General features: G+C 73.3%; 21 protein-coding genes. 12 read left to right on the top strand and 9 right to left on the bottom strand.

Annotation, left to right across the window (positions count from 1 at the left end):
• Positions 1 to 153 precede the first annotated feature (153 nt).
• From KZX45_RS06480 to KZX45_RS06470, 3 genes are read left to right on the top strand one after another with little or no spacing between them, the layout of a single operon-like run.
• Entirely contained in the window at positions 154 to 435 is a 282-nt protein-coding gene (locus tag KZX45_RS06480; protein ID WP_248256906.1) for a helix-turn-helix transcriptional regulator, read from the top strand.
• A 1-nt stretch (position 436) separates the two neighbouring features.
• Positions 437 to 829, top strand: coding sequence for a VOC family protein (locus tag KZX45_RS06475; RefSeq protein ID WP_248256905.1), 393 nt, complete (start codon positions 437 to 439; stop codon positions 827 to 829).
• Positions 826 to 1281, top strand: a complete 456-nt coding sequence (locus KZX45_RS06470; RefSeq protein ID WP_248256904.1) for a toxin-antitoxin system YwqK family antitoxin — start codon at positions 826 to 828, stop codon at positions 1279 to 1281. Before KZX45_RS06475 ends, KZX45_RS06470 begins: the two co-directional genes overlap by 4 nt.
• Positions 1282 to 1309: 28 nt before the next feature.
• Here KZX45_RS06470 and KZX45_RS06465 read toward each other — a convergent pair whose 3' ends face one another.
• Positions 1310 to 1909 carry a helix-turn-helix domain-containing protein gene (locus tag KZX45_RS06465; RefSeq protein WP_248256903.1) on the bottom strand — a complete coding sequence of 200 codons (600 nt, stop codon included), beginning with the start codon at positions 1907 to 1909 and terminating at the stop codon, positions 1310 to 1312.
• An 88-nt stretch (positions 1910 to 1997) separates the two neighbouring features.
• On the opposite strand from KZX45_RS06465, the gene KZX45_RS06460 reads away from it, so the two are divergent.
• The gene (locus KZX45_RS06460; RefSeq protein ID WP_248256902.1) at positions 1998 to 2861 is read left to right on the top strand and encodes a VWA domain-containing protein; all 864 of its coding nucleotides are present in this window, start codon (positions 1998 to 2000) and stop codon (positions 2859 to 2861) included.
• Positions 2862 to 2908: 47 nt separating this feature from the next.
• Positions 2909 to 3259 (top strand): hypothetical protein, encoded by a 351-nt coding sequence (locus KZX45_RS06455; RefSeq protein ID WP_248256901.1) that lies wholly within the window; start codon positions 2909 to 2911, stop codon positions 3257 to 3259.
• A 295-nt stretch (positions 3260 to 3554) separates the two neighbouring features.
• Here the strand turns inward: KZX45_RS06455 and KZX45_RS06450 are convergent, their stop codons facing one another.
• From KZX45_RS06450 to KZX45_RS06425, 6 genes are read right to left on the bottom strand one after another with little or no spacing between them, the layout of a single operon-like run.
• Complete coding sequence (locus tag KZX45_RS06450; protein WP_248256900.1) at positions 3555 to 4595, bottom strand: proline racemase family protein; 1041 nt, start codon at positions 4593 to 4595, stop codon at positions 3555 to 3557.
• Positions 4595 to 6064: an aldehyde dehydrogenase (NADP(+)) gene (locus KZX45_RS06445; RefSeq protein WP_248256899.1), complete on the bottom strand. Its 1470-nt coding sequence runs from the start codon at positions 6062 to 6064 to the stop codon at positions 4595 to 4597. Before KZX45_RS06445 ends, KZX45_RS06450 begins: the two co-directional genes overlap by 1 nt.
• A complete protein-coding gene (locus KZX45_RS20210; RefSeq protein ID WP_248256898.1) occupies positions 6061 to 7575 on the bottom strand; it encodes an NAD(P)/FAD-dependent oxidoreductase in 1515 nt (504 codons plus the stop codon). The genes KZX45_RS06445 and KZX45_RS20210 overlap by 4 nt, the downstream gene beginning before the upstream one ends.
• Positions 7568 to 7825: a (2Fe-2S)-binding protein gene (locus tag KZX45_RS06435; protein WP_248256897.1), complete on the bottom strand. Its 258-nt coding sequence runs from the start codon at positions 7823 to 7825 to the stop codon at positions 7568 to 7570. The genes KZX45_RS20210 and KZX45_RS06435 overlap by 8 nt, the downstream gene beginning before the upstream one ends.
• Entirely contained in the window at positions 7822 to 8964 is a 1143-nt protein-coding gene (locus KZX45_RS06430; RefSeq protein ID WP_248256896.1) for an FAD-dependent oxidoreductase, read from the bottom strand. The genes KZX45_RS06435 and KZX45_RS06430 overlap by 4 nt, the downstream gene beginning before the upstream one ends.
• A 43-nt stretch (positions 8965 to 9007) precedes the next feature.
• Positions 9008 to 10009, bottom strand: a complete 1002-nt coding sequence (locus KZX45_RS06425) for a proline racemase family protein (RefSeq protein ID WP_248256895.1) — start codon at positions 10007 to 10009, stop codon at positions 9008 to 9010.
• 68 nt (positions 10010 to 10077) lie between these two features.
• On the opposite strand from KZX45_RS06425, the gene KZX45_RS06420 reads away from it, so the two are divergent.
• From KZX45_RS06420 to KZX45_RS06390, 7 genes are all read left to right on the top strand, one after another.
• The gene (locus tag KZX45_RS06420; RefSeq protein ID WP_248256894.1) at positions 10078 to 10809 is read left to right on the top strand and encodes a GntR family transcriptional regulator; all 732 of its coding nucleotides are present in this window, start codon (positions 10078 to 10080) and stop codon (positions 10807 to 10809) included.
• Positions 10810 to 11118: 309 nt separating this feature from the next.
• Positions 11119 to 12297, top strand: coding sequence for a branched-chain amino acid ABC transporter substrate-binding protein (locus KZX45_RS06415; RefSeq protein WP_248256893.1), 1179 nt, complete (start codon positions 11119 to 11121; stop codon positions 12295 to 12297).
• 73 nt (positions 12298 to 12370) lie between these two features.
• Positions 12371 to 13264 (top strand): branched-chain amino acid ABC transporter permease, encoded by an 894-nt coding sequence (locus KZX45_RS06410; protein ID WP_248256892.1) that lies wholly within the window; start codon positions 12371 to 12373, stop codon positions 13262 to 13264.
• A 5-nt stretch (positions 13265 to 13269) separates the two neighbouring features.
• On the top strand, positions 13270 to 14427 hold the full coding sequence (locus KZX45_RS06405) for a branched-chain amino acid ABC transporter permease (protein WP_248256891.1): 1158 nt from the start codon (positions 13270 to 13272) through the stop codon (positions 14425 to 14427).
• Positions 14424 to 15284, top strand: coding sequence for an ABC transporter ATP-binding protein (locus KZX45_RS06400; RefSeq protein WP_248256890.1), 861 nt, complete (start codon positions 14424 to 14426; stop codon positions 15282 to 15284). The genes KZX45_RS06405 and KZX45_RS06400 overlap by 4 nt, the downstream gene beginning before the upstream one ends.
• Entirely contained in the window at positions 15281 to 15994 is a 714-nt protein-coding gene (locus KZX45_RS06395) for an ABC transporter ATP-binding protein (RefSeq protein WP_248256889.1), read from the top strand. Before KZX45_RS06400 ends, KZX45_RS06395 begins: the two co-directional genes overlap by 4 nt.
• A 99-nt stretch (positions 15995 to 16093) precedes the next feature.
• The gene (locus KZX45_RS06390) at positions 16094 to 17035 is read left to right on the top strand and encodes a dihydrodipicolinate synthase family protein (protein WP_248256888.1); all 942 of its coding nucleotides are present in this window, start codon (positions 16094 to 16096) and stop codon (positions 17033 to 17035) included.
• Between the two features lie 267 nt (positions 17036 to 17302).
• Here the strand turns inward: KZX45_RS06390 and KZX45_RS06385 are convergent, their stop codons facing one another.
• Both KZX45_RS06385 and KZX45_RS06380 read right to left on the bottom strand, forming a co-directional pair.
• The gene (locus KZX45_RS06385; RefSeq protein WP_248256887.1) at positions 17303 to 18040 is read right to left on the bottom strand and encodes a DUF305 domain-containing protein; all 738 of its coding nucleotides are present in this window, start codon (positions 18038 to 18040) and stop codon (positions 17303 to 17305) included.
• A gap of 4 nt (positions 18041 to 18044) precedes the next feature.
• Positions 18045 to 18680 (bottom strand): DUF3105 domain-containing protein, encoded by a 636-nt coding sequence (locus KZX45_RS06380; protein ID WP_248256886.1) that lies wholly within the window; start codon positions 18678 to 18680, stop codon positions 18045 to 18047.
• Positions 18681 to 18897: the final 217 nt, after the last annotated feature.

Genomic DNA, 18897 nt, shown 5'->3' with positions numbered 1-18897 from the left:
GGGGGGGGGGCCGCGCGCCGCGCCCGCCCCCGCCCGCCCGGCGCGGCCGGGCGGGGGGGGGGGGGGGGGGGGGGGGGGGGGGATCCCCGTTCCGGGCCGTGCAGGTGTCACTGGTCGTTGACATGCAAGTCCTGACTTACCTATTGTCGGCTCATGGAGGACGTCTACCGGGCGCTCGCGGACCCCACACGGCGACTGATCCTCGACGAGCTGCTGCTCCGTGACGGGCAGACGCTCTTCGAGATCTGCGGGCGCCTCGCCATGCGGCACGGCAGCACCTCGACGCGGCAGGCGATCTCCCAGCACCTCGCGGTGCTCGAAGAGGCCGGACTGGTGCGCTCGCACCGGGACGGCCGCACCAAGGTCCACCACCTCGACACGGAGCCGCTGCGCGCGATCACCCGGCGCTGGCCCCTCGACCCTCCAGGAGATTGACGTGCCCAGGATCCACGTGACGAGCGTCTTCGTCGACGACCAGCAGAAGGCGCTCGAGTTCTACACCGACAAGCTCGGCTTCGTCGCCAAGACCGACGTCCCCGCCGGCGCCTTCCGCTGGCTCACGGTCGTCGGCGCCGACGAGCCCGACGGCGTCGAGCTGCTCCTCGAGCCCGACGACCACCCGGCGGCCAAGGCGTACAAAAGCGCGCTGATGGCGGACGGGATCCCGGCGGCTTCCTTCGCCGTCGACGACCTGAACGCCACGTACAAGGAGCTGACAGCCAAAGGGGTCGCCTTCACCCAGGAGCCGACCGCGATGGGCCCGGACCTGCTCACCGCGGTCCTCGACGACACCTGCGGCAACCTCATCATGCTCTCGAGCCCCGCGTGAGCCCGGCACGGAAGGGCGCCGACGGCGGGCAGGCGGAGAGCGAGGGCACCGCGCCGCCGGAGAGCCCGAACGCTGTGGACGGGCAGGGCCGCAAGGTCGGTGCGTGGACCGAGCCCGACGCCCACGGCGGCGTGATGGTCGGCGAGTACGTCGACGGTGAGCGGCACGGGACGTGGCGGCACCTCGCCGCGGACGGCCGGCTGCGGTCCGAGGGTGGCTACGCGGCCGGCGAGCTGGACGGGGCGTGGGTCTGGTACCGGGCGTCCGGGGCGCTGATGCAGCGAGGCGGGTTCTCCCGCGGGGAGAAGCACGGCCGGTGGGAGCGGTGGAACGCGGCGGGCGAGCCGCTCGACGCCGGCGACTTCGACCGCGGCCGGAAGGTGGGGGAGTGGACCACCTACAACCCCGACGGAAGCGTCAGGAGGACGACGAACCACCGGCCGCGGGGGTAGCCGGCGCGAGACGCCGGAGGCCGGGGGATCAGCCCTCGGTCGCGCGGCGGACCTGGTCCTGCACCATCTCGGCCATCAGCCGTGACTGGGCGAGCGCGAGGGCGTCGAGGCGACTCTCGGGCGGCAGGCGGCGCAGGAGCAGTCCGACGTCGTCGGCCACGGTCTCCAGATCGCCGGGGGTGCTGCGGCCGCGCGGCGCGGGGGTGTCGTGGGCGGGCGCCCCGGCGGTCGCGGCGGCCCCGACGTGCGGGGCACCGCCCATCGCAGCGGCCATCGAGTGCACACCGGTCTGCATAATGCTGGCGGGATAGGCCGGGTTGCGGAACTGCGTGCCGACCGCCAGCCGTGCACCGGCCGGGGGCGGCGTGCGCGACGCGGGCAGGTCGCCGCCCGCGGCTCGCACGATGTCCTCGACCTGGAGGTGGAGCGCGTCGGCCAGCTTGCGGGCGGAGCTCAGCGACGGCGCCCGGTAGCCGCCCTCGAGCTGCGAGACGTAAGGGTAGGAGAGCTGGGTGCGCGCCACGACGTCCCGGCGCGACAGGCCGAGCTCGGTGCGCCGCCCGCGGAGCAGGCGGGCGAGCCCGGCGTACCGGTCCTTCTCGCTCGCAGAATCTCGACCTATGCCCATGGCATTGACTCTCCTATGCAGTGGCTCTATGCTGACAGCATCATAGGTCGGTCGAACCCGATCCGACCAGGGCACGAAGGAGTTCCCCATGCACCTCACCACCCACCTCGACGTGGACGTCGTCGCCGTCGAGACGGACTCCACCCTTTCCATGCTCCTCGAGATCGACGCACCCGCCCCTGCCGCCGACGCCGAGCGGGCCGACGCCACCCTCGAGGTGGTCCTCGACCGCAGCGGCTCCATGCACGGGGCGCCGCTCGAGGGTGCCAAGCGCGCCCTGCTCGAGCTGGTCGACCGGCTCGACCCCCGCGACCGCTTCGGGCTGGTGGCCTTCGACGACGAGGCCCGCGTCGTCGTCCCGGCGGGTCCGCTCACCGACAAGGCGGCGGTCAAGCAGGCGATCGCGGCCGTCCACACCGGCGGGTCCACGGATCTCGCGGCGGGCTACCTGCGCGGCCTGAAGGAGGCGCGTCGGGCCGCCACCCCGGCCGGGGCCACGCTGGTGCTCATCAGCGACGGGCACGCCAATCACGGCGAGACGCGTCCTGACGTGCTCGGCGGCGTCGCCGCCAAGGCCCGCACCCAGGGCGTGACCACCTCGAGCCTCGGCTACGGCCTCGGCTACGACGAGCGGCTCCTCTCCGCCGTCGCACGATCCGGCGGTGGCAACGAGGCCTTCGCCGAGGACCCCGACGCCGCCGCCCAGGCGATCGCCGCCGAGGTCGACGGGCTGCTCAGCCAGGCCGCGCAGGCCGCCACGCTGCTTGTGGCGATGTCCCCGCAGGTGCGCGGGCTGCGCGTGGTCAACGACCTGCCGGCGAACCTCGTCGAGCAGGGCGTGCAGGTGGAGATCGGCGGCCTGTACGCGGGGGAGACCCGCAAGATCGTGCTGACCCTCGACGTCCCGGGCCTGCCCTCGCTCGGGCTGCTGCAGGTGGCCGAGCTGACCTGAGCTGGATCGAGCTGCCGAGCCTGGAGGAGCACACGGTCACGGTTCCGGTGCACGTCAACGTCGTGCCGGGCGACCAGGCCGCCGGCCGGGTCCCCGACCCGGTGGTCCGCACCGAGCTCGCCTACCTGGAGACGCAGCGCGCCAAGCGCGAGGCGTCCACCCTCCTCAGCGACGGCGACGTCGCCGGCGCGCTGCGGCACCTGCGCACCGCCGGCGGGACCGTCGCGGCGGCGATGGCCTACGCCCCGGCGTCGTTGCGGGCCGACCTGGGTGAGGAGTCGGCGGTGCTGGCCGACATGATCGGCGACGTCGAGAGCGGCGCCCACGCCCGCGCTGCCAAGCTGACGTCCGCGGATGCGACGCTGAAGTCCCGCACGCGCGGCCGCCGCCGGTCCTGACGGCTCGGTGCCGTGGCGGCCCCGATCCTCCCTTTCTCGAACCTGTGCACTTCGCTTGCGGTGCCGCAAGAGAAGTGCACAGGTAGCGGAGACCAGGAGTTGGAGGTGCTGAACGCCCGATCGCCAGCCCACCCCCCGCTGGCTCGCTGGGGGTTGAGTGCTCCTGGGCGGGTTAAGTCGGCCCAGGAGCACTTAACCGGCTCAGATACACTTGTTCATCCAGTCCCGGGGCCGTCCGTCCCGCAGCGGCCCGCCGGTCGCCAACGCCCCGGTGGTCGCCGCAGCGCCCCACCGGTCAGCGCAGGGTGAAACCGGTCCCCACCTCGTCGTCGTCCCGCAGGACGAATCGGTGCTCCCCGGTCATCGAGGCGCGCCCTTTGACCTCGGGGACGACGGCGGCCCGGCCACCGACGTCGAAATGCTCGCGGACGCGGGCCGTGAACCGGGTCCCGACGATCGAGTCGTGGGTGAGGGTCTCGCCGTCGGCGAGCAGGCCGTCCGCGACCAGCAGCGGCAGCCGCGCGGAGGTCCCGGACCCGCACGGCGACCGGTCCACCTCGCCGTCGGCGAAGACCGTGACGTTGCGCTGGTGCGGACCGTCGGCGTCGCGGCCGAGGTCGTCGTAGAGGATCGTCCCGTAGATGCCGGACAGGCGCGGGTCCTCCGGGTGCTGCGCCGCGGGGGAGTCGTTCAGCGCCGACTTCACCGCCCGGCCCGCGGCGATCAGCGCCGGGTAGTGCTCGGGCGTGACCTCGAGCCCGAACGCCGACGCCGGCACCGAGGCGTAGATCGCGCCGCCGTAGCTGACGTCCGCGTCCACCGTGCCCAGCTCCGTCTCGACCCGCAGCGCGCGGGCGACCACGTAGGAGGGCACGTTGACGAACGTGGCACCGGTGACGGCGCCGCCCCGCAGGTGGACCGACGCGCGCACCCGCCCGGACGGGACGTCGATGACCACGTCCGTCACGCCGTCGGGCCCGGACGGCACCACCCCGTGCTCCACCGCCCACACCCCCAGCGCGATGGTGCCGTGCCCGCAGGCGGTGGAGTAACCGTCCTTGTGCCAGAAGAGCACTCCGAAGTGGGCGCCGTCGTCGTCCGGGGGCACCACGAAACCGCCGTACATGTCGGCGTGCCCGCGCGGCTCCTGGACGAGCAGCTGCCGGTAGCGGTCGACCTCGGCGCTGCCCTGGGCGAAGACCCGGCGGTCGGCGACGGTCGCGCCCGGGATCTCCGGCAGGCCGTCGGCGACGATCCGGAACGGTTCGCCGGCGGTGTGGTAGTCGATCGTCGAGACGGTGGCGCCCACGCCGCGCTCCCCTGCTGCGGTGGCCATCAGCGCTCGAGCGTCCCGTCCATGCGGCGCGGGATGCCGAGCGGGTTGTCCTCACGCAGCGCCTCCGGGAGGAACTGCTCCGGCATGTTCTGGTAGGCCACCGGGCGGAGGAACCGGGTGACGGCGGCGGTGCCCACCGAGGTGGTGGTCGGGGCGGTGGTGGCGGGGTAGGGACCGCCGTGCTGCTGCGCGTGGGTGACGGAGACGCCGGTGGGCCACTCGTTCCACAGCACCCGGCCGGCCCGGCCGGCGAGCGTGCCGACCAGGTCGGCGACGTCGTCGCCCTCGGTGCCCTGGACCGTCGCGGTCAGCTGCCCCTCGAGAGAGGCCGCGAGACCGGGGAGGTCGGCGGCGTCGTCGTACTCGACCACCAGGGCGGTGGGGCCGAAGCACTCGCCCGCCAGCTCCGCCGTCGCCGCGCGGAAGTCCTCGGCCGACGTCGCCAGGACGGTCGGGCCCGGACGGTCTCCCAGCGGGTCGTCGCCCTCGGCCAGCACCCGCACGGACGGGTGGGAGCGCAGCTCCCCGAGACGCTCGACGTAGCCCGCGCGCAGGCGCTCGTTGAGCATCTGTCCGCCGGCGGGGAGCTCGGCCGCCGCGAGCCGCTCGGCGAGGCCGGAGCCGCGAGGGACGAACAGGATGCCGGGCTTGGTGCAGAACTGGCCCACGCCCAGGGTGAAGGAGGCGACGAACCCGCCGGCGATCTCCTCGGCGCGCTCGCGGGCGGCGGCGGGGGTGACGAAGGTCGGGTTGACGCTGCCGAGCTCGCCGTAGAACGGGATCGGCTCGGGGCGGGAGGCGGCGATGTCGAAGAGCGCCCGCCCGGCGTGCTGCGAGCCGGTGAACGCGGCGGCCTTCACCGCCGGGTGGCGCAGCGCGGCGGTCCCGGCGTCGACGCCGTGGAGCACCGCGAAGGTGCCGTCCGGGGCGCCGGCGGCGCGCAGCGCCTCGACGACGATCTCGCCGGTGCGCCCCGAGAGGAGGGGGTGGCCCGGGTGGGCCTTGAGCAGCACGGGGCAGCCGGCCGCCAGTGCCGAGGCGGTATCGCCCCCGGCCACCGAGAACGCGAACGGAAAGTTCGACGCCGCGAACACCAGCACCGGGCCGAGCGGCTCGTTGACGCGGCGCAGGTCGGGGCGTGCGGCACCCATGGGCCAGTCCGGGTCGGCGTGGTCGATGCGGGCGTCGAGGTGGGCGCCTTCCGTGACGACGTCGGCGAACAGGCGCAGCTGGAACGTGGTCCGCCGCAGCTCGCCCGTCAGGCGCCCCTCCGGCAGGTGCGTCTCCTCCTGGGCGAGGGGCACCAGCTCGTCCCGGGCGGCGTCGAGCGCGTCGGCGACGGCGGTGAGCGCGGCGGCCCGGGCGGTCGGGGCGAGCGCGGCCCACGCGGGTGCGGCGGCTGCCGCGGCGCGGGCGAGCTCGTCGACCTCGGTCTCGGTGGTGTCGGCGGGTGCGGTCCGGGTGCTCATGCGGTGGGTACCTCCTCGTCGTCGGCCGCGCCGTCGAGCGCGGCGAGGGTGCCGAGCGTGACGGGGGCGGCCAGGGGACGCCGGCCGGTGGCCAGCAGGTCTTCTTCCGTGACGCCGCGGCCGGTGAGCCCGGCCAGGACGCCCGCCGTGGCGTAGCCGCAGACGCGGCCCTGGCACCGACCCATACCGGCGCGGGTGGTGGAGCGGGCCTCGCGCGGATCCTCGGCGGCGAGGTCGTGGCACGCGCGCCGCAGGTCGCCGGCGGTGACCTCCTCGCAGCGGCACACCAGCGTGCGCGGGGTGATCCAGCCGGTCCAGGCGGCGGGCACCGGGTAGACGTCGTGCATCGCGCGGGCGAAGGCGCGGTGGGCGAGCACCTGGCGGCGGTGGCGGGCGGCCGGGCGTGCGCCCGCGGCCGCCGCGCCGGCGACCAGGCCCTCCGCGACGGCCAGGCTCGCCCCGCCCACCCCGGTGGCCTCGCCGGCGACGTACACCCCGGACACCGAGGAGCGCTGCTCGGGGTCCACGCGTACCACCAGGCTCCCGTCGGCGCCAAGCGCGGTCTCGGTCCCGAGCATCAGGGGCAGCTCGAGCTGCGGGGTGAAGCCCCAGCCCAGGGCTACGGCGTCGGCCGGGACCACCGGTCCCTCGCCCACCACCCGGCCGCGGGCGTCCACCGTGGCGAGCCGGGCGGCGGTGACACGGTCCTCGCCGAGGATCTCGGTGACCACCGTCCGGGTGCGGAGCCGCACGCGGTGGCGGGCCAGGCGGGCGGCGTACTCGCCGGCCTGCAGCAGCTTGGCACCCTGGCGGGCCGCGGCCGGGAGGTGACGGGCCCAGCGGGAGGGGTCGGCCGCCTCGCACAGCGCGACCACCCGGGCGCCGGCGTCGGCCAGGCCGGCGGCGACCGGCAGCAGGAACGGGCCCGTCCCGGCGACGACGACGCGGCGGCCGGCGAGCACGCCGTGCCCCTTGAGGAGGGCCTGGGCGCCGCCGGCGGCGAGCACGCCCGGCAGGTCCCAGCCGGGCACGGGGAGCTGGCGGTCGTAGGCGCCCGGGCACAGGACCAGGCGCCGGGCGAGGTGGGTCGCCGGGGCGGCACCGCCGGTCAGCGGGCCCGTGGCGATGACCTCGCGGCCAACGGTCGGCGTGGTGCGCAGCCGGAACCCCTCGCCCGCACGCTCGAGCAGCCACACCGACGTCCACGTCCGGTGCTCGACGAGCCCGGCGTCCGCGGCGGCCCGCAGCCGCGCGCGCAGGTCGGCGAAGACCGCCCAGTCGTGGTGCCCGCGGGGGTCGTCCGCGTGCGCGGCCTCGTCGCGGTGGCGCCAGTACTGCCCGCCGTTCTGGCCCGCGGCGTCGAGCAGCAGCACCCGGCTGCCCGCCTCGGCGGCGGTGACGGCGGCGGCGAGCCCGGCGGGGCCGGCGCCGACCACGGCGACGTCGTGGACCCCGGCGGACCGGCCGTCGCCGGACCCGGCCCGACCGCCCGGTCCGGTGCGCTCAGCCACGGCCGTCCCCCGTCTCCAGGACCATCCCCGGCGCCAGGGGGACGAGGCACGCGCGCTGGTTGGGGACGCCGTCGACCGTGAGGAGGCAGTCGTGGCAGACCCCGATGCCGCAGAAGATCCCGCGCGGGCGGCCGCCCCGGCGGGTGGTGCGCCAGGAAGTGATGCCGGCGGCGACGAGGGCGGCGGCCACCGACTGGCCGGGCTCGCCGGCCAGGGGCGCGCCGTCGAAGGTCGCGGGAAGGGGGCTCATCCGAACCTCTCCGGGGCGAACGGGGCCAGCGGCAGGGCGGTCTCCTGGCCGGTGAGGGCCTGGACCAGCAGCGCGCCGGTGCCGGCGGACAGCCCGATGCCGGCACCCTCGTGCCCGCTGGCGTGCCAGAGGCCTGGGGCGCGCGGGTCCGGCCCGATGACGGGCAGGTGGTCCGGGCAGTAGGGGCGGAAGCCGTGGTAGTGCCGCATCGCCTGCGCGCCCGCCAGCACGGGGAAGAGCCGCACGGCGGCGGCCGCCATCCGGGCGAGCGCGGGGACGGAGACGGTGCGGTCGAACCCGACACGCTCGCGCGTGGCCCCGATGAGCACCGTGCCGCCCGGCGTGCCCTCGACCACGGGGGAGGACTGCAGCGCCGAGTCCGAGCTGGCCACGTCGCTGACGTACTCCGCGGCGTAGACCTTGTGGCGGATCGTCATCGGCGGCAGTGGCTCGGTGACCAGGACGAACCCCCGGCGCGGCGCCACCGGCAGGGAGACCCCGGCGAGGGCGGCGACGTCCGCCGCCCAGGGGCCCGCGGCGTTGAGGACGGCGCCCGCGGGCAGCTCCTCGTCGGCGCTGCGCACGCCGGTGACGCGGTCGCCGTCGCGCAGGATCCCGGTGACCGGCGTGCGGGGGAGCACCCGGGCCCCGAGCTCGCGGGCCAGCCGGAGCAGGTGGGCCACCGCGAGCATGGGCATCAGCTGGGCGTCCTGGGGGTAGAGCACGCCGCCCGCGAGGCCCGGGGCCAGGTGCGGCTCGAGGTCCGCGAGACCCGCTGCGTCGACGGGCTCGGCCGTGATGCCGGCGGAGCGCTGGTGCTCGGCCAGCCGGAGCAGCGCCCGGAGGCTCTCCTCGGTCGAGGCGACGACGACGCCGCCCTTGGGCTCGAGCTCCCACAGGTGCCCGCCCTCGAGGAGCTCGGTGCGCCAGACCGCGTTGGAGTACAGGGCGAGGTCGAGCTCGGGGCCGAGCTCCTTGTCGGAGACGAGGATGTTGCCCTCCCCGTGGGAGGACGTCCCGCCGCCGGGCACCCCGCGGTCGACCACCGTGACGGCCAGCCCGGCGCGGGCGGCGAGGTACGCCGTGGCCGCGCCCACGATGCCTGCGCCGACCACGAGGAGGTCCGGGTGCCGGCTCACCGTGCGCTCCCCTCGCGGGGCAGGCTCCGCCGTCGTCCGCCGGTCACAGGAGGAAACCGGCGGGGAACGGGTCGGTGGGGTCGAGGAAGTACTGCGCGGTGCCGGTCACCCAGGCGCGGCCGGTGATCGTGGGGACGACGGCGCGGCGGCCGCCGACCTGGGTCTCCTCGACGAGGCGGCCGACGAAGCGGGTGCCGATGTAGGACTCGTTGACGAAGTCCTCGCCGAGGCCCAGCTCGCCGCGCGCGTGGAGCTGCGCCATGCGGGCGCTCGTGCCGGTGCCGCAGGGCGAGCGGTCGAACCAGCCCGGGTGGATGGCCATGGCGTGCCGGGAGTGCCGCGCGGTGGAGCCGGGCGCCTTGAGGTAGACGTGGTGGCAGCCGCGGATGTCCTCGCGCTCCGGGTGGACGGGCTCCGCGTCGGCGTTGATGGCGTCCATGATCGACAGGCCGGCGGCGAGCAGCCGGTCCTTGGCGGCGCGCTCGAACGGCAGGCCGAGCGCCTCCAGGTCGACGACGGCGTAGAAGTTGCCGCCGAAGGCCAGGTCGTAGTCCACCGTGCCCAGGCCGGGGACCTCGACCAGCCCGTCGAGGGTGTGCGCGAAGGACGGCACGTTGCGGATCGTGACGGCCTTCGCCGCGCCGTCCCGCACCTCGACGTCGGCGACGATCAGCCCGGCCGGGGTGTCCAGCCGCACCGTGGTCACGGGCTCCGTGACGGGCACCATGCCGGTCTCCACCAGGACGGTGGCGACGCCGATCGTGCCGTGGCCGCACATCGGCAGCAGGCCCGAGACCTCGATGTACAGGACGCCGAAGTCGGCGTCGGGCCGGGTCGGGGGCTGGAGGATCGCGCCGCTCATGGACGCGTGCCCGCGGGGCTCGTACATGAGCAGGGTGCGGATCTCGTCCGCGTTCTCGGCGAACCACACGCGTCGCTCGGCCATCGTGGCGCCCGGCACCACACCCACGCCCCCGGTGATCACCCGGGTGGGCATGCCCTCGGTGTGGGAGTCGACGGCGTGGAAGACCTTGCTCGTGCGCATCGTTGCCTCTCAGCGAGCGTTCCTGCATAAGTCGGGGCGAGAACCTCCCGCCGACGATACAGTGTGACATGTTACAGATCTCGGGCATCGACGCACCGAGCACCCCACCATCCTCGGAGGTCGACATGTCGACGCCGTTCGCCCCGGTCGTCCACGCGGCCAGCCTGCGCAGCCATGTCGAGGACTCGGTCGCGGCCGCGATCGTCTCCGGTCAGCTGCCCCCCGGGGAGCTGGTCTCGGTGCCCGGCCTCGCGCTGAAGTTCGACGTCTCCGCCACCCCGGTGCGGGAGGCGATGATCAACCTCCAGCAGCGCGGCTTCGTCGAGCCCGTCCGCAACAAGGGCTTCCGGGTCACGGACGTCTCCCGCAAGGACCTCGAGGAGCTGGTCCAGCTCCGCCAGCTCATCGAGGTCCCCGTCGTGCGGGACCTGGCCGCCGACTTTCCCGAGGCGCCGCGCGAGCGGCTGCGCGCCCAGGCGCGCGGCATCGTCGAGGCCGCCGGCGAGGGCGACCTTGCCACCTACCTGGCGGCCGACATCGACTTCCACCGCAACCTGCTCGCGCTTACCGGCAACAGCCGCCTCGTGTCCCTGGTGACCGACCTGCGCCGCCAGACCCGCCTCACCGGGCTGTCCGGCATGCTGCACACCGAGATGCTGCGTGAGTCGGCCGAGGAGCACGAGCGGCTGCTCGACCTCCTCGAGGCCGGTGACGCCCCGGGGGTCGAGGCGCTCATGCACCGCCACATCGGCCACGTGCTCGGCTGGTGGTCGGGCAACCCCGAGCCGGCCTCGGAGTGACCTCGCTGCCCGCCGTCGCGACGGCGGGGGACGAGCGAGGGGCGACGTCTGGCGGACGAGGCGAAGGCGGGCGGAGGACGGCGAGGCTCTGGGGGCGGCGACGCCGGGCGGACGAGGGCGGCTGGCGGGTTACGGCGGCGATCAGGGGAGAAGGGCGGGCGGCCGTATTTCGGACGAATGTCGCCCGAGTCACAAGTCTGTCTCGGTCGGAGAAACGGTAGGCGGACCCCACAGCGGTATGTAATGTGTGACACCCCATCGTCCGCCGGTCCAGGCGGTAAGACACAGGCGTCTTCGGAAGGACTCGACATGACCAACCACTCCCGGCGGCGTCGACCGCAGCTTCGCATCCTGGCTCTGGGCGCCGTCTCGGCGCTCGCGCTGAGCGCCTGCTCCGGCGGCGTCACGGGAGGCGGGGACGAGGGCACGGAGGAGGGCCCCATCGTCCTCGGCATGCTCGCCCCGTTCTCCGGCTCGGAGGCCGCCTTCGGCCCGTACATGGAGAACGGCGCCCAGATGGCGATCGACGAGATCAACGAGGCCGGCGGCGTCCTGGGCCGCGACCTCGAGCTCGTCACGGAGGACGACGCGTGCGACGCCACCAGCGCCACCGCCGCCGCCAACAAGCTCATCACCTCCGGCATCGTCGCCTCGGTCGGCGGGTACTGCTCCGGCGCGACGCTGCCGACCCTCCCGATCTTCGTCGACGCCGGCGTCCCGATGGTCATCCCGGCGGCGAACTCCAACCAGCTCGTCGAGGCCGACCAGGAGGGCGTCTTCCTCATCAACGGCACCGGCGACCAGCAGGCCCAGGCCGCCCTGGCCTGGGCGGAGAAGCAGGGCGTGACACGCCTCGCCCTCGTCGACGACAACACCGACTACTCCGCCGACCTCGCCGACGCCGTCGCCGAGCAGGCCGACGGCACGGGCATCGAGATCGTCCTGCAGGAGTCCGTGACCGCCGGGGAGTCGGACTACTCCGCCAACGTCAACTCGATCCTGTCCGCCGACCCCGACATGGTCTACTGGACCGGCTACTACCAGGAGGGCGGCCTGATCGCCTCCCAGCTGGCCGCCGCCGGCTACGACGGCGAGCTGCTCGTGGCCGACGGGACCGTCGACGCGAAGTTCTCCGAGATCGCCGGCGAGGCCGCCCAGGGGGTCGAGGGCACCTTCACGCAGACGCCCGACATGCTCGAGGGCGCCGACGAGTGGATCACCAAGTACGAGGAGGCCTACGGCGAGGGCCCCGGGCCGTACTCGACCCAGGCCTACGACGCCGTCCGCGTCGTCGCCGAGGGGATCGAGCAGGCGGGCAGCACGGACAGCGAGGCGCTCATCGAGGCCATCCAGAACATCAACGGGCTCGAGCTGTTCTCCGGGCCGCTGGAGTTCACCGAGGAGGGCACCCTCGCCGAGGGCGGCTTCGCCATCGTCGAGGTCGGGCCGGAGGGCGAGTTCGTCCTCAAGGACGACCTGCAGGGCTGACCGTCACCGCCCGGGCGGGCCGCCGGCCCGCCCGGGCGCCGTTCCCTCCTCACCCTCCGAGAGGACCACGCGCGTGCTCCAGCTCGTCGTCGACGGACTCTTCGTCGGCTCCTTCTACGCCCTCGTCGCGCTCGGCTACTCCATGGTCTACGGGATCATCAAGCTGCTGAACTTCGCCCACGGCGACGTGTACATGGTCGGCGCCTTCGCCGGCTTCCTGCTCTTCTCCACGGTCACGGGCCTCGTCGCGAGCGGCGGCCTCATGTCGCTGCTGCTCGTCCTGCTCGTCGCCATGGTCCTCACGGGCCTGCTGGGCGTGTTCGTCGAGCGGGTCGCCTACCGCCCGCTGCGCGGCAGCCCCCGCCTCGCGGTGCTCATCACCGCCGTCGGCGTCTCCTTCATCCTCGAGTACGGCGTCCGCCAGATCATGGGCCCCAACCCCCGGGTCTACCCGGTGCGGCTGACCGGGGAGACGTTCAACCTCCTGGGCGCGCGCATCACGCTGCCGCAGCTCATCCTCTTCGCCGTCGCAGGCCTCCTCATGGTGGCGCTGAACTTCCTCGTCATGCGCTCCCGCGACGGCCGCGCCATGCGCGCGATCGCGCTCGACCCGCAGGCCGCGAAGCTCATGGGCGTCAACGTCGACCGCGTCATCTCCCGCACGTTCTTCATCGGCTCCGCGCTCGCGGGCGCCGCGGGCGTGATGGCGGGCGCCTACTACGGGACCGTCGACTTCCTCATGGGGTTCGTCATCGGCCTGAAGGCTTTCACGGCCGCCGTCATCGGCGGCATCGGTAATCTCTACGGCGCCATGCTCGGCGGGATCCTGCTCGGCCTGCTGGAGTCGTTCGGCACCTCCTTCCTCGGCGGCGAGTGGCGCGACGTCTTCTCCTTCGCCTGCCTGATCCTCTTCCTCTCCCTCCGACCCACGGGCATCCTCGGCGCCCGCGTCGTGGAACGGATGTGACCGCCATGACCACCCGAGCTCCAGAGACCCGGTCGGTCCACGGCCTGACCTACCGCATCGAGCCACCCGCCCCCACCCGCGTCCGGCCGGCCCCCGCCCGTGGTCTGCGCGAGCCGCGGCGGTTCATGTCGCTCGTCGGCGGGGTCCTGCTCCTCCTCGCCCTCGCGCTGCCGTTCATCAACGCCTCGCCGTACATCATCTCCATCGGCACCTCGGCGTTCATCTACATCATGCTGGCGATGGGCCTGAACATCGTCGTCGGCTACGCCGGCCTGCTCGACCTGGGCTACTACGCCTTCTTCGCGGTGGGCGCCTACACCTCCGGCGTCCTGGCCACGAACGAGATGCCGCTCGTGCTCACCGTCCCGTTCGTCATCGTCGCCTGCATCGGCGCGGGACTCATCATCGGCGGGCCGACGCTCCGGCTGCGCAGCGACTACCTCGCCATCGTGACCCTCGGCTTCGGCGAGATCATCCGGCTCACGGCCAACAACCTCGACCTCACCGGCGGCCCGTCCGGGATCAGCGGCATCCCCACGTTCGAGTTCCTCGGCTGGTCGTTCCGCGACGGTCTCGACCTGTTCGGTATCCACTTCAACGGCAAGATCCTCCTGTACTACACGGCCGTGCTGGCCGGCGGCGCCTTCACCGTGCTCGCCGTCTCCCGGCTGGGCCGCGGCCGGCTCGGCCGCGCCTGGCGGGCGATCAAGGACGACGAGGACGCCGCCGAGGCGATGGGCATCAACACCTACCTGGCCAAGCTGGCCGCCTACGTCATGGGCGCGATCTTCGGCGGTCTGGCAGGCATCCTCATGGCGGCCCACCAGACCGCGATCAGCCCGACGTCGTTCGTCTTCCTCAACTCGGCGTTGCTGCTCATGGCCGTCGTCCTCGGCGGGATGGGCTCCACGCCGGGCGTGATCATCGGCGCGCTCGTCATCTCGCTGGCGCCCGAGCTGCTGCGCGACTTCTCGAGCTGGCGGTACCTGCTCTTCGGGGTGCTCCTCGTGCTGATGATGCTCTTCCGGCCGCAGGGCCTGTGGCCCTCGACGGCGGTGCTGCCGTTCCTGCGGTTCCGGGCCAGGGGCCGCTCCCCCCGGGAGGGTTTCACCGACCACGGTGAGCCCTCCGAGAACGTCGACAGGTCGGAGGAGCTGGCATGAGCGTAGACGGGCAGGAGAGTGCGGTGGCCGCGGTCGACGCCGTCACGACGGCGCCCGAGCACCGGGCGCAGCGGGACGGTCGGACGCCGCTGCTGTCCGTCCGGGACCTCAGGCTCCGGTTCGGCGGGGTCAAGGCGGTCGACGGGCTGACCTTCGACGCCTACCCCGGCGAGATCATCTCCGTGATCGGGCCCAACGGTGCCGGGAAGACCAGTGCGTTCAACTGCATCACCGGCTTCTACCGACCGACGTCGGGCGACATCCTCTTCGACGGCGAGAGCATCATCCGCCGGCTGCCGTCCTCGATCGTCAAGCTCGGCCTGGGCCGGACCTTCCAGAACGTCCGCATGTTCAGGGAGATGACCGTCGTCGACAACGTCAAGACGGCGATGCACGCGCGGATCTCGCAGAACGTCTTCGACGCCATCCTCCACACCCCGCGCTACCGGCGCGTCGAGCGCCAGTGCCTCGAGGACGCGCGCGGCTGGCTCGACTTCGTCGGCTACTCCCTCGACGAGGACCTGCTCGCCTCGCAGCTGCCCTACGGCGAGCAGCGACGCGTGGAGATCGCCCGGGCGCTGGCGTCGCAGCCGAAGATGCTGCTGCTCGACGAGCCGGCGGCGGGCCTGAACCACAGCGAGAAGCAGGACCTCATCGCCCTGATCCGCCGGATCCGGGACATGGGCATCGGGGTGGTCCTGATCGAGCACGACATGGGGCTGGTCATGAACATCTCCGAACGCATCGTCGTGCTGAACTTCGGTCGCGAGATCGCGGAGGGCACGCCCGACGAGGTCAGGAGAAACCCCCAGGTCATCGAGGCGTACCTCGGTGCGGACGAGGGCGAGGAGTCATGACGACGGCGGAGCTCGAGCTGCGGGACGTGGACCTGTTCTACGGCCGCGTCAAGGCGCTGCGGCAGCTGACCCTGGAGGTCAGGGAGAAGGAGATCGTCGCGCTGCTCGGCAACAACGGGGCCGGGAAGACGTCGACGCTGTCGATGGTCTCCGGCCTGTTCCGGGCGCACAGCGGCACCGTGACCTGGCGCGGGCGGGACATCACCCGCGCCAAGCCGTGGGACCTCGTGCGCGACGGCCTCATCCAGGTGCCCGAGGGGCGCCGGATCTTCTCCACGATGACCGTGCACGAGAACCTCCAGCTGGGCGGCTACCAGACCGGTGACCAGCGCGCCCTCGCCGCCCGGATCGACGACGTCTACCAGCTGCTGCCGCGCCTGGCCGAGCGGCGGTCGCAGCAGGGCGGCACCCTCTCCGGCGGTGAGCAGCAGATGCTCGCGATCGGCCGCGCCTACGTCGGCAAGCCGCAGCTGCTCCTCCTCGACGAGCCGTCGATGGGGCTGGCGCCTCTCGTGGTCAAGCAGGTCATGGAGCTGATCAAGCAGATCAACGACGGCGGCACGACCGTCCTCCTCGTCGAGCAGAACGCCCGGGCCGCGCTGCGGATCGCCGACCGCGCCTACGTCATCGAGACCGGACGCGTGTCCCTCTCCGGCCCGGCGGCCGAGCTGGCGAAAGACAAGGCGATCATCGAGGCCTACATGGGCTGACCCCGCCCGGCGGGGGGTGGGCAACCACCGCAAGTACCGGTACAGTGTCACATATTACTGCTGAGCACCGTGGCTCGGCGGCAGGAGAAAGGTGTTGGCATGGCTCGAGAGCTCAACCTCGGCGGCGTCGTCGTCGCGACCGCGCTGCCGTACAAGGAGAACCCGTCGGCCCCGGCCGGCCTCGAGGTCGACCACGACCGGTTCGCCGCCCACTGCGAGTGGCTCATCGACAACGGCTGCCGCGGCGTCGGGCCCAACGGCTCGCTCGGCGAGTACTCCTCGCTGACGGACGAGGAGCGCCGGCGGGTCGTCCAGACCGCGGTCCAGGCGGTGGGGGACCGGGGCGTCGTCGTCGCCGGCGTCCACGGTCCGGGCTGGCACCAGGCCAAGCACTGGGCGGAGCTCGCGGCCGAGGACGGCGCCGACGGCGTGCTGTGCCTGCCGCCGACGATGTACCGCTCGGACCGGCGCGGGATCGTCGAGCACTTCGAGAAGGTCTCCGAGGCGGGCCTGCCGATGATGATCTACAACAACCCCTTCGACACCAAGGTCGACCTCACGCCCGACCTCGTCGCCGAGCTCGCCGGGATCGAGAACGTCGTCGCGATCAAGGAGTTCAGCGCGGACGTGCGCCGGGCGTTCGAGATCAACGACGCCTGCGAGGCGGCCGGCACGAGCATCGATGTCATCGCCGGCGCGGACGACGTCCTGTTCGAGCTGATGGTCGACGGCGCGGTCGGCTGGTTCGGCGGGTACCCGAACGTCTTCCCGGCGGAGACCGTCGCGGTCTACAACTACATGGCCGAAGGCCGGTACGACGAGGCCCGCGAGATCTACCGCAGCCTCATCGCCGCCTTCCGCTGGGACTCCCGGACCGAGTTCGTCCAGGCCATCAAGCTCGGCATGGACATGGTCGGGCGCTACGGCGGACCCTGCCGCCCGCCTCGCACCCCGCTGAGCCGGGAGATGGAGGCCCAGGTGCGGGCCGACACCCAGCGCGCGCTCGAGGCGCTCGCCCGGCTGAGTCCCACAGCGGTGTAGTCCGGGGCGGCCTTGAGGCCGTCCTGGCGTCACGCCCTCGACCAGCGCGTGGTGGGTCGGCTCGACGTGGGACTGCCGGAGCTCTCCACCCGAACGAGATCGAGGATCTGGTTCGCCAGTAGCGTTCGGCGAACCCGATCCTCGATCTCGTTGCCGCGTAACAGCCGCGCGACGCCGGCCGACGGCCGGAGGTCGCGGTTCGTCGGCGCCGGCCAACGGCCGCGCCTCCAGGTCAGACCCGGCATGGCGCGAGGGCCGGCACCCCGCTCACTCCGGCGGGCCGCCGCGGGCCGCGAGCAGGTCCTGAAGAACCGTCAGCTCCGCCGACTGCGACTGCACGATGGTCGCGGCGAGGTGCGTGACCACGTCTTCCTTCGCGTCGTCGACCGCGTACTCCGCCATGTCCACGCCGGCCTCGTGGTGCTCGATCATCAGGGTGAGGAACAGCCGCTCCGCGTCCTCGCCGCTGGCGGCGGCGAGCTGGTTGAGCTCCGCCTGGGTCGCCATCCCCGGCATCAGACCGCCCTGGGCGACGGCGTCCGCGTGGTCACCGTGGTCCGCCATCCACAGCATCGGCGGCTCCGTCGAGCTCTGCGGCAGCCCCCACTCCTCGAGCCAGGCGAACATCTGCCCCGCCTGGTGCTGCTGGGTGAGGGTGATGTCGAGCGCGATGCTGCGGATCGCCTCGTCGTCCGTGCGGTCCCGCACGAGCGTGGCCATCTGGACCGCCTGACCGTGGTGGTCCTGCATGTCGCGGGCGAAGCCGACGTCCACCGAGCCCTCGGCCGGGTGCTCCGTGGCGTCGACCGCGCCCAGGCGCGAGCCCACGAGCAGGCCGACCACGGCCGCGACCGCCGCGACGAGGACGACGACGGCCGCCGCCAGCGGGCCGCCCAGCCGTGCCGACGGCGCACCGGTCCTCTCAGGACCCTGCGGCTCCTGCGGCGCGGTGTCCGTCGCGGTCAGCGGGGGAGTCTCCTGCGAGGTCTGCCCGGGGTTCGTCATCTGCTCAGACCGGGGTGCCGGTGCCGCCGAAGCACGCCGCGCCGGGCTCCGGGGTCTGCTCGCCCTGCACGTAGCGCTCGAGGAACGCGTCGATGCGCGGGTCGTCGGGGTCGTCGACCTCGAGCTGGAAGCCCCACGCGCTCAGCGTGACCGGTGACTCGGCGCCCTCGTACGGGCTGACGAGCACGTACGGCTCGTTCTCGGCCCTGGCGGTGAGGGCGGCGACGTCGTCGGCGGCGAGGTCGGGCGAGTAGGCGATCCACACGGCACCGTGCTCGAGGGAGTGCACGGCGTGCTCGTCGACCACCGGCTCGGTGTAGACGCCGCAGTTCTGCCAGACGGCGTTGTGGTCCCCGCCGACGGGCGGCGCGCTCGCGTAGTCCACCGTGCCCTCGACGTGGTTGGAGGTCAGGTCGGTGGTCTCCTGGACGCCCTCGATCGGCGCGTTCGCCGCGGCCTCGATCTCTGCCTTCTGCTGCGCCTGGTTGACAAGGGGGATCGCCGCCGCGGTGATCAGCCCGACCGCGAGCACGCCCGTGGTCCCGAAGATCAGGATCTTGTTCTTGCGGTCCCTGCGCTGCTGCTCGGCGCGCATGGCCGCCACCTTCTCGGCTCGCTCCTGGTGGCGCTGCTTGCTCACGGGTCTCCTCATCGGCCGGGCCCACGATGACTGTGGTTGCTGGTTCAACTAGCGCGACAACACTAACGCGACGAACCGGCATTTTCGGCGCACCGTGACAGGAGCCACCATGCCCAGATCGCTCGCGGGGCTCTGGGCGCGGGCAGCGACCGCACCGCCGGGCCCCGCCGCCAGACGGTGGACGACGACGGCGCCGTCAGTTCACGAGACGGCGCCG

This window comes from Georgenia sp. EYE_87 (assembly GCF_023148685.1).
In the GTDB taxonomy this organism is placed as follows: Bacteria; Actinomycetota; Actinomycetes; order Actinomycetales; family Actinomycetaceae; genus Georgenia.
Note: the sequence above shows the minus strand (reverse complement) of the source record. Positions and strands in the feature narration are given on the sequence as shown.

Excerpts from the sequence above, each read along its gene's own strand:
- KZX45_RS06460 (WP_248256902.1), top strand. The coding sequence starts at position 1,998 with ATGCACCTCACCACCCACCTCGACGTGGACGTCGTCGCCGTCGAGACG.
- KZX45_RS06445 (WP_248256899.1), bottom strand. The coding sequence starts at position 6,064 with ATGAGCACCCGGACCGCACCCGCCGACACCACCGAGACCGAGGTCGAC.
- KZX45_RS06435 (WP_248256897.1), bottom strand. The coding sequence starts at position 7,825 with ATGAGCCCCCTTCCCGCGACCTTCGACGGCGCGCCCCTGGCCGGCGAG.
- KZX45_RS06385 (WP_248256887.1), bottom strand. The coding sequence starts at position 18,040 with ATGACGAACCCCGGGCAGACCTCGCAGGAGACTCCCCCGCTGACCGCG.
- KZX45_RS06395 (WP_248256889.1), top strand. The coding sequence starts at position 15,281 with ATGACGACGGCGGAGCTCGAGCTGCGGGACGTGGACCTGTTCTACGGC.
- KZX45_RS06415 (WP_248256893.1), top strand. The coding sequence starts at position 11,119 with ATGACCAACCACTCCCGGCGGCGTCGACCGCAGCTTCGCATCCTGGCT.
- KZX45_RS06480 (WP_248256906.1), top strand. The coding sequence starts at position 154 with ATGGAGGACGTCTACCGGGCGCTCGCGGACCCCACACGGCGACTGATC.
- KZX45_RS06390 (WP_248256888.1), top strand. The coding sequence starts at position 16,094 with ATGGCTCGAGAGCTCAACCTCGGCGGCGTCGTCGTCGCGACCGCGCTG.
- KZX45_RS06465 (WP_248256903.1), bottom strand. The coding sequence starts at position 1,909 with ATGGGCATAGGTCGAGATTCTGCGAGCGAGAAGGACCGGTACGCCGGG.
- KZX45_RS06425 (WP_248256895.1), bottom strand. The coding sequence starts at position 10,009 with ATGCGCACGAGCAAGGTCTTCCACGCCGTCGACTCCCACACCGAGGGC.
- KZX45_RS06405 (WP_248256891.1), top strand. The coding sequence starts at position 13,270 with ATGACCACCCGAGCTCCAGAGACCCGGTCGGTCCACGGCCTGACCTAC.
- KZX45_RS06420 (WP_248256894.1), top strand. The coding sequence starts at position 10,078 with ATGTTACAGATCTCGGGCATCGACGCACCGAGCACCCCACCATCCTCG.
- KZX45_RS06400 (WP_248256890.1), top strand. The coding sequence starts at position 14,424 with ATGAGCGTAGACGGGCAGGAGAGTGCGGTGGCCGCGGTCGACGCCGTC.
- KZX45_RS06450 (WP_248256900.1), bottom strand. The coding sequence starts at position 4,595 with ATGGCCACCGCAGCAGGGGAGCGCGGCGTGGGCGCCACCGTCTCGACG.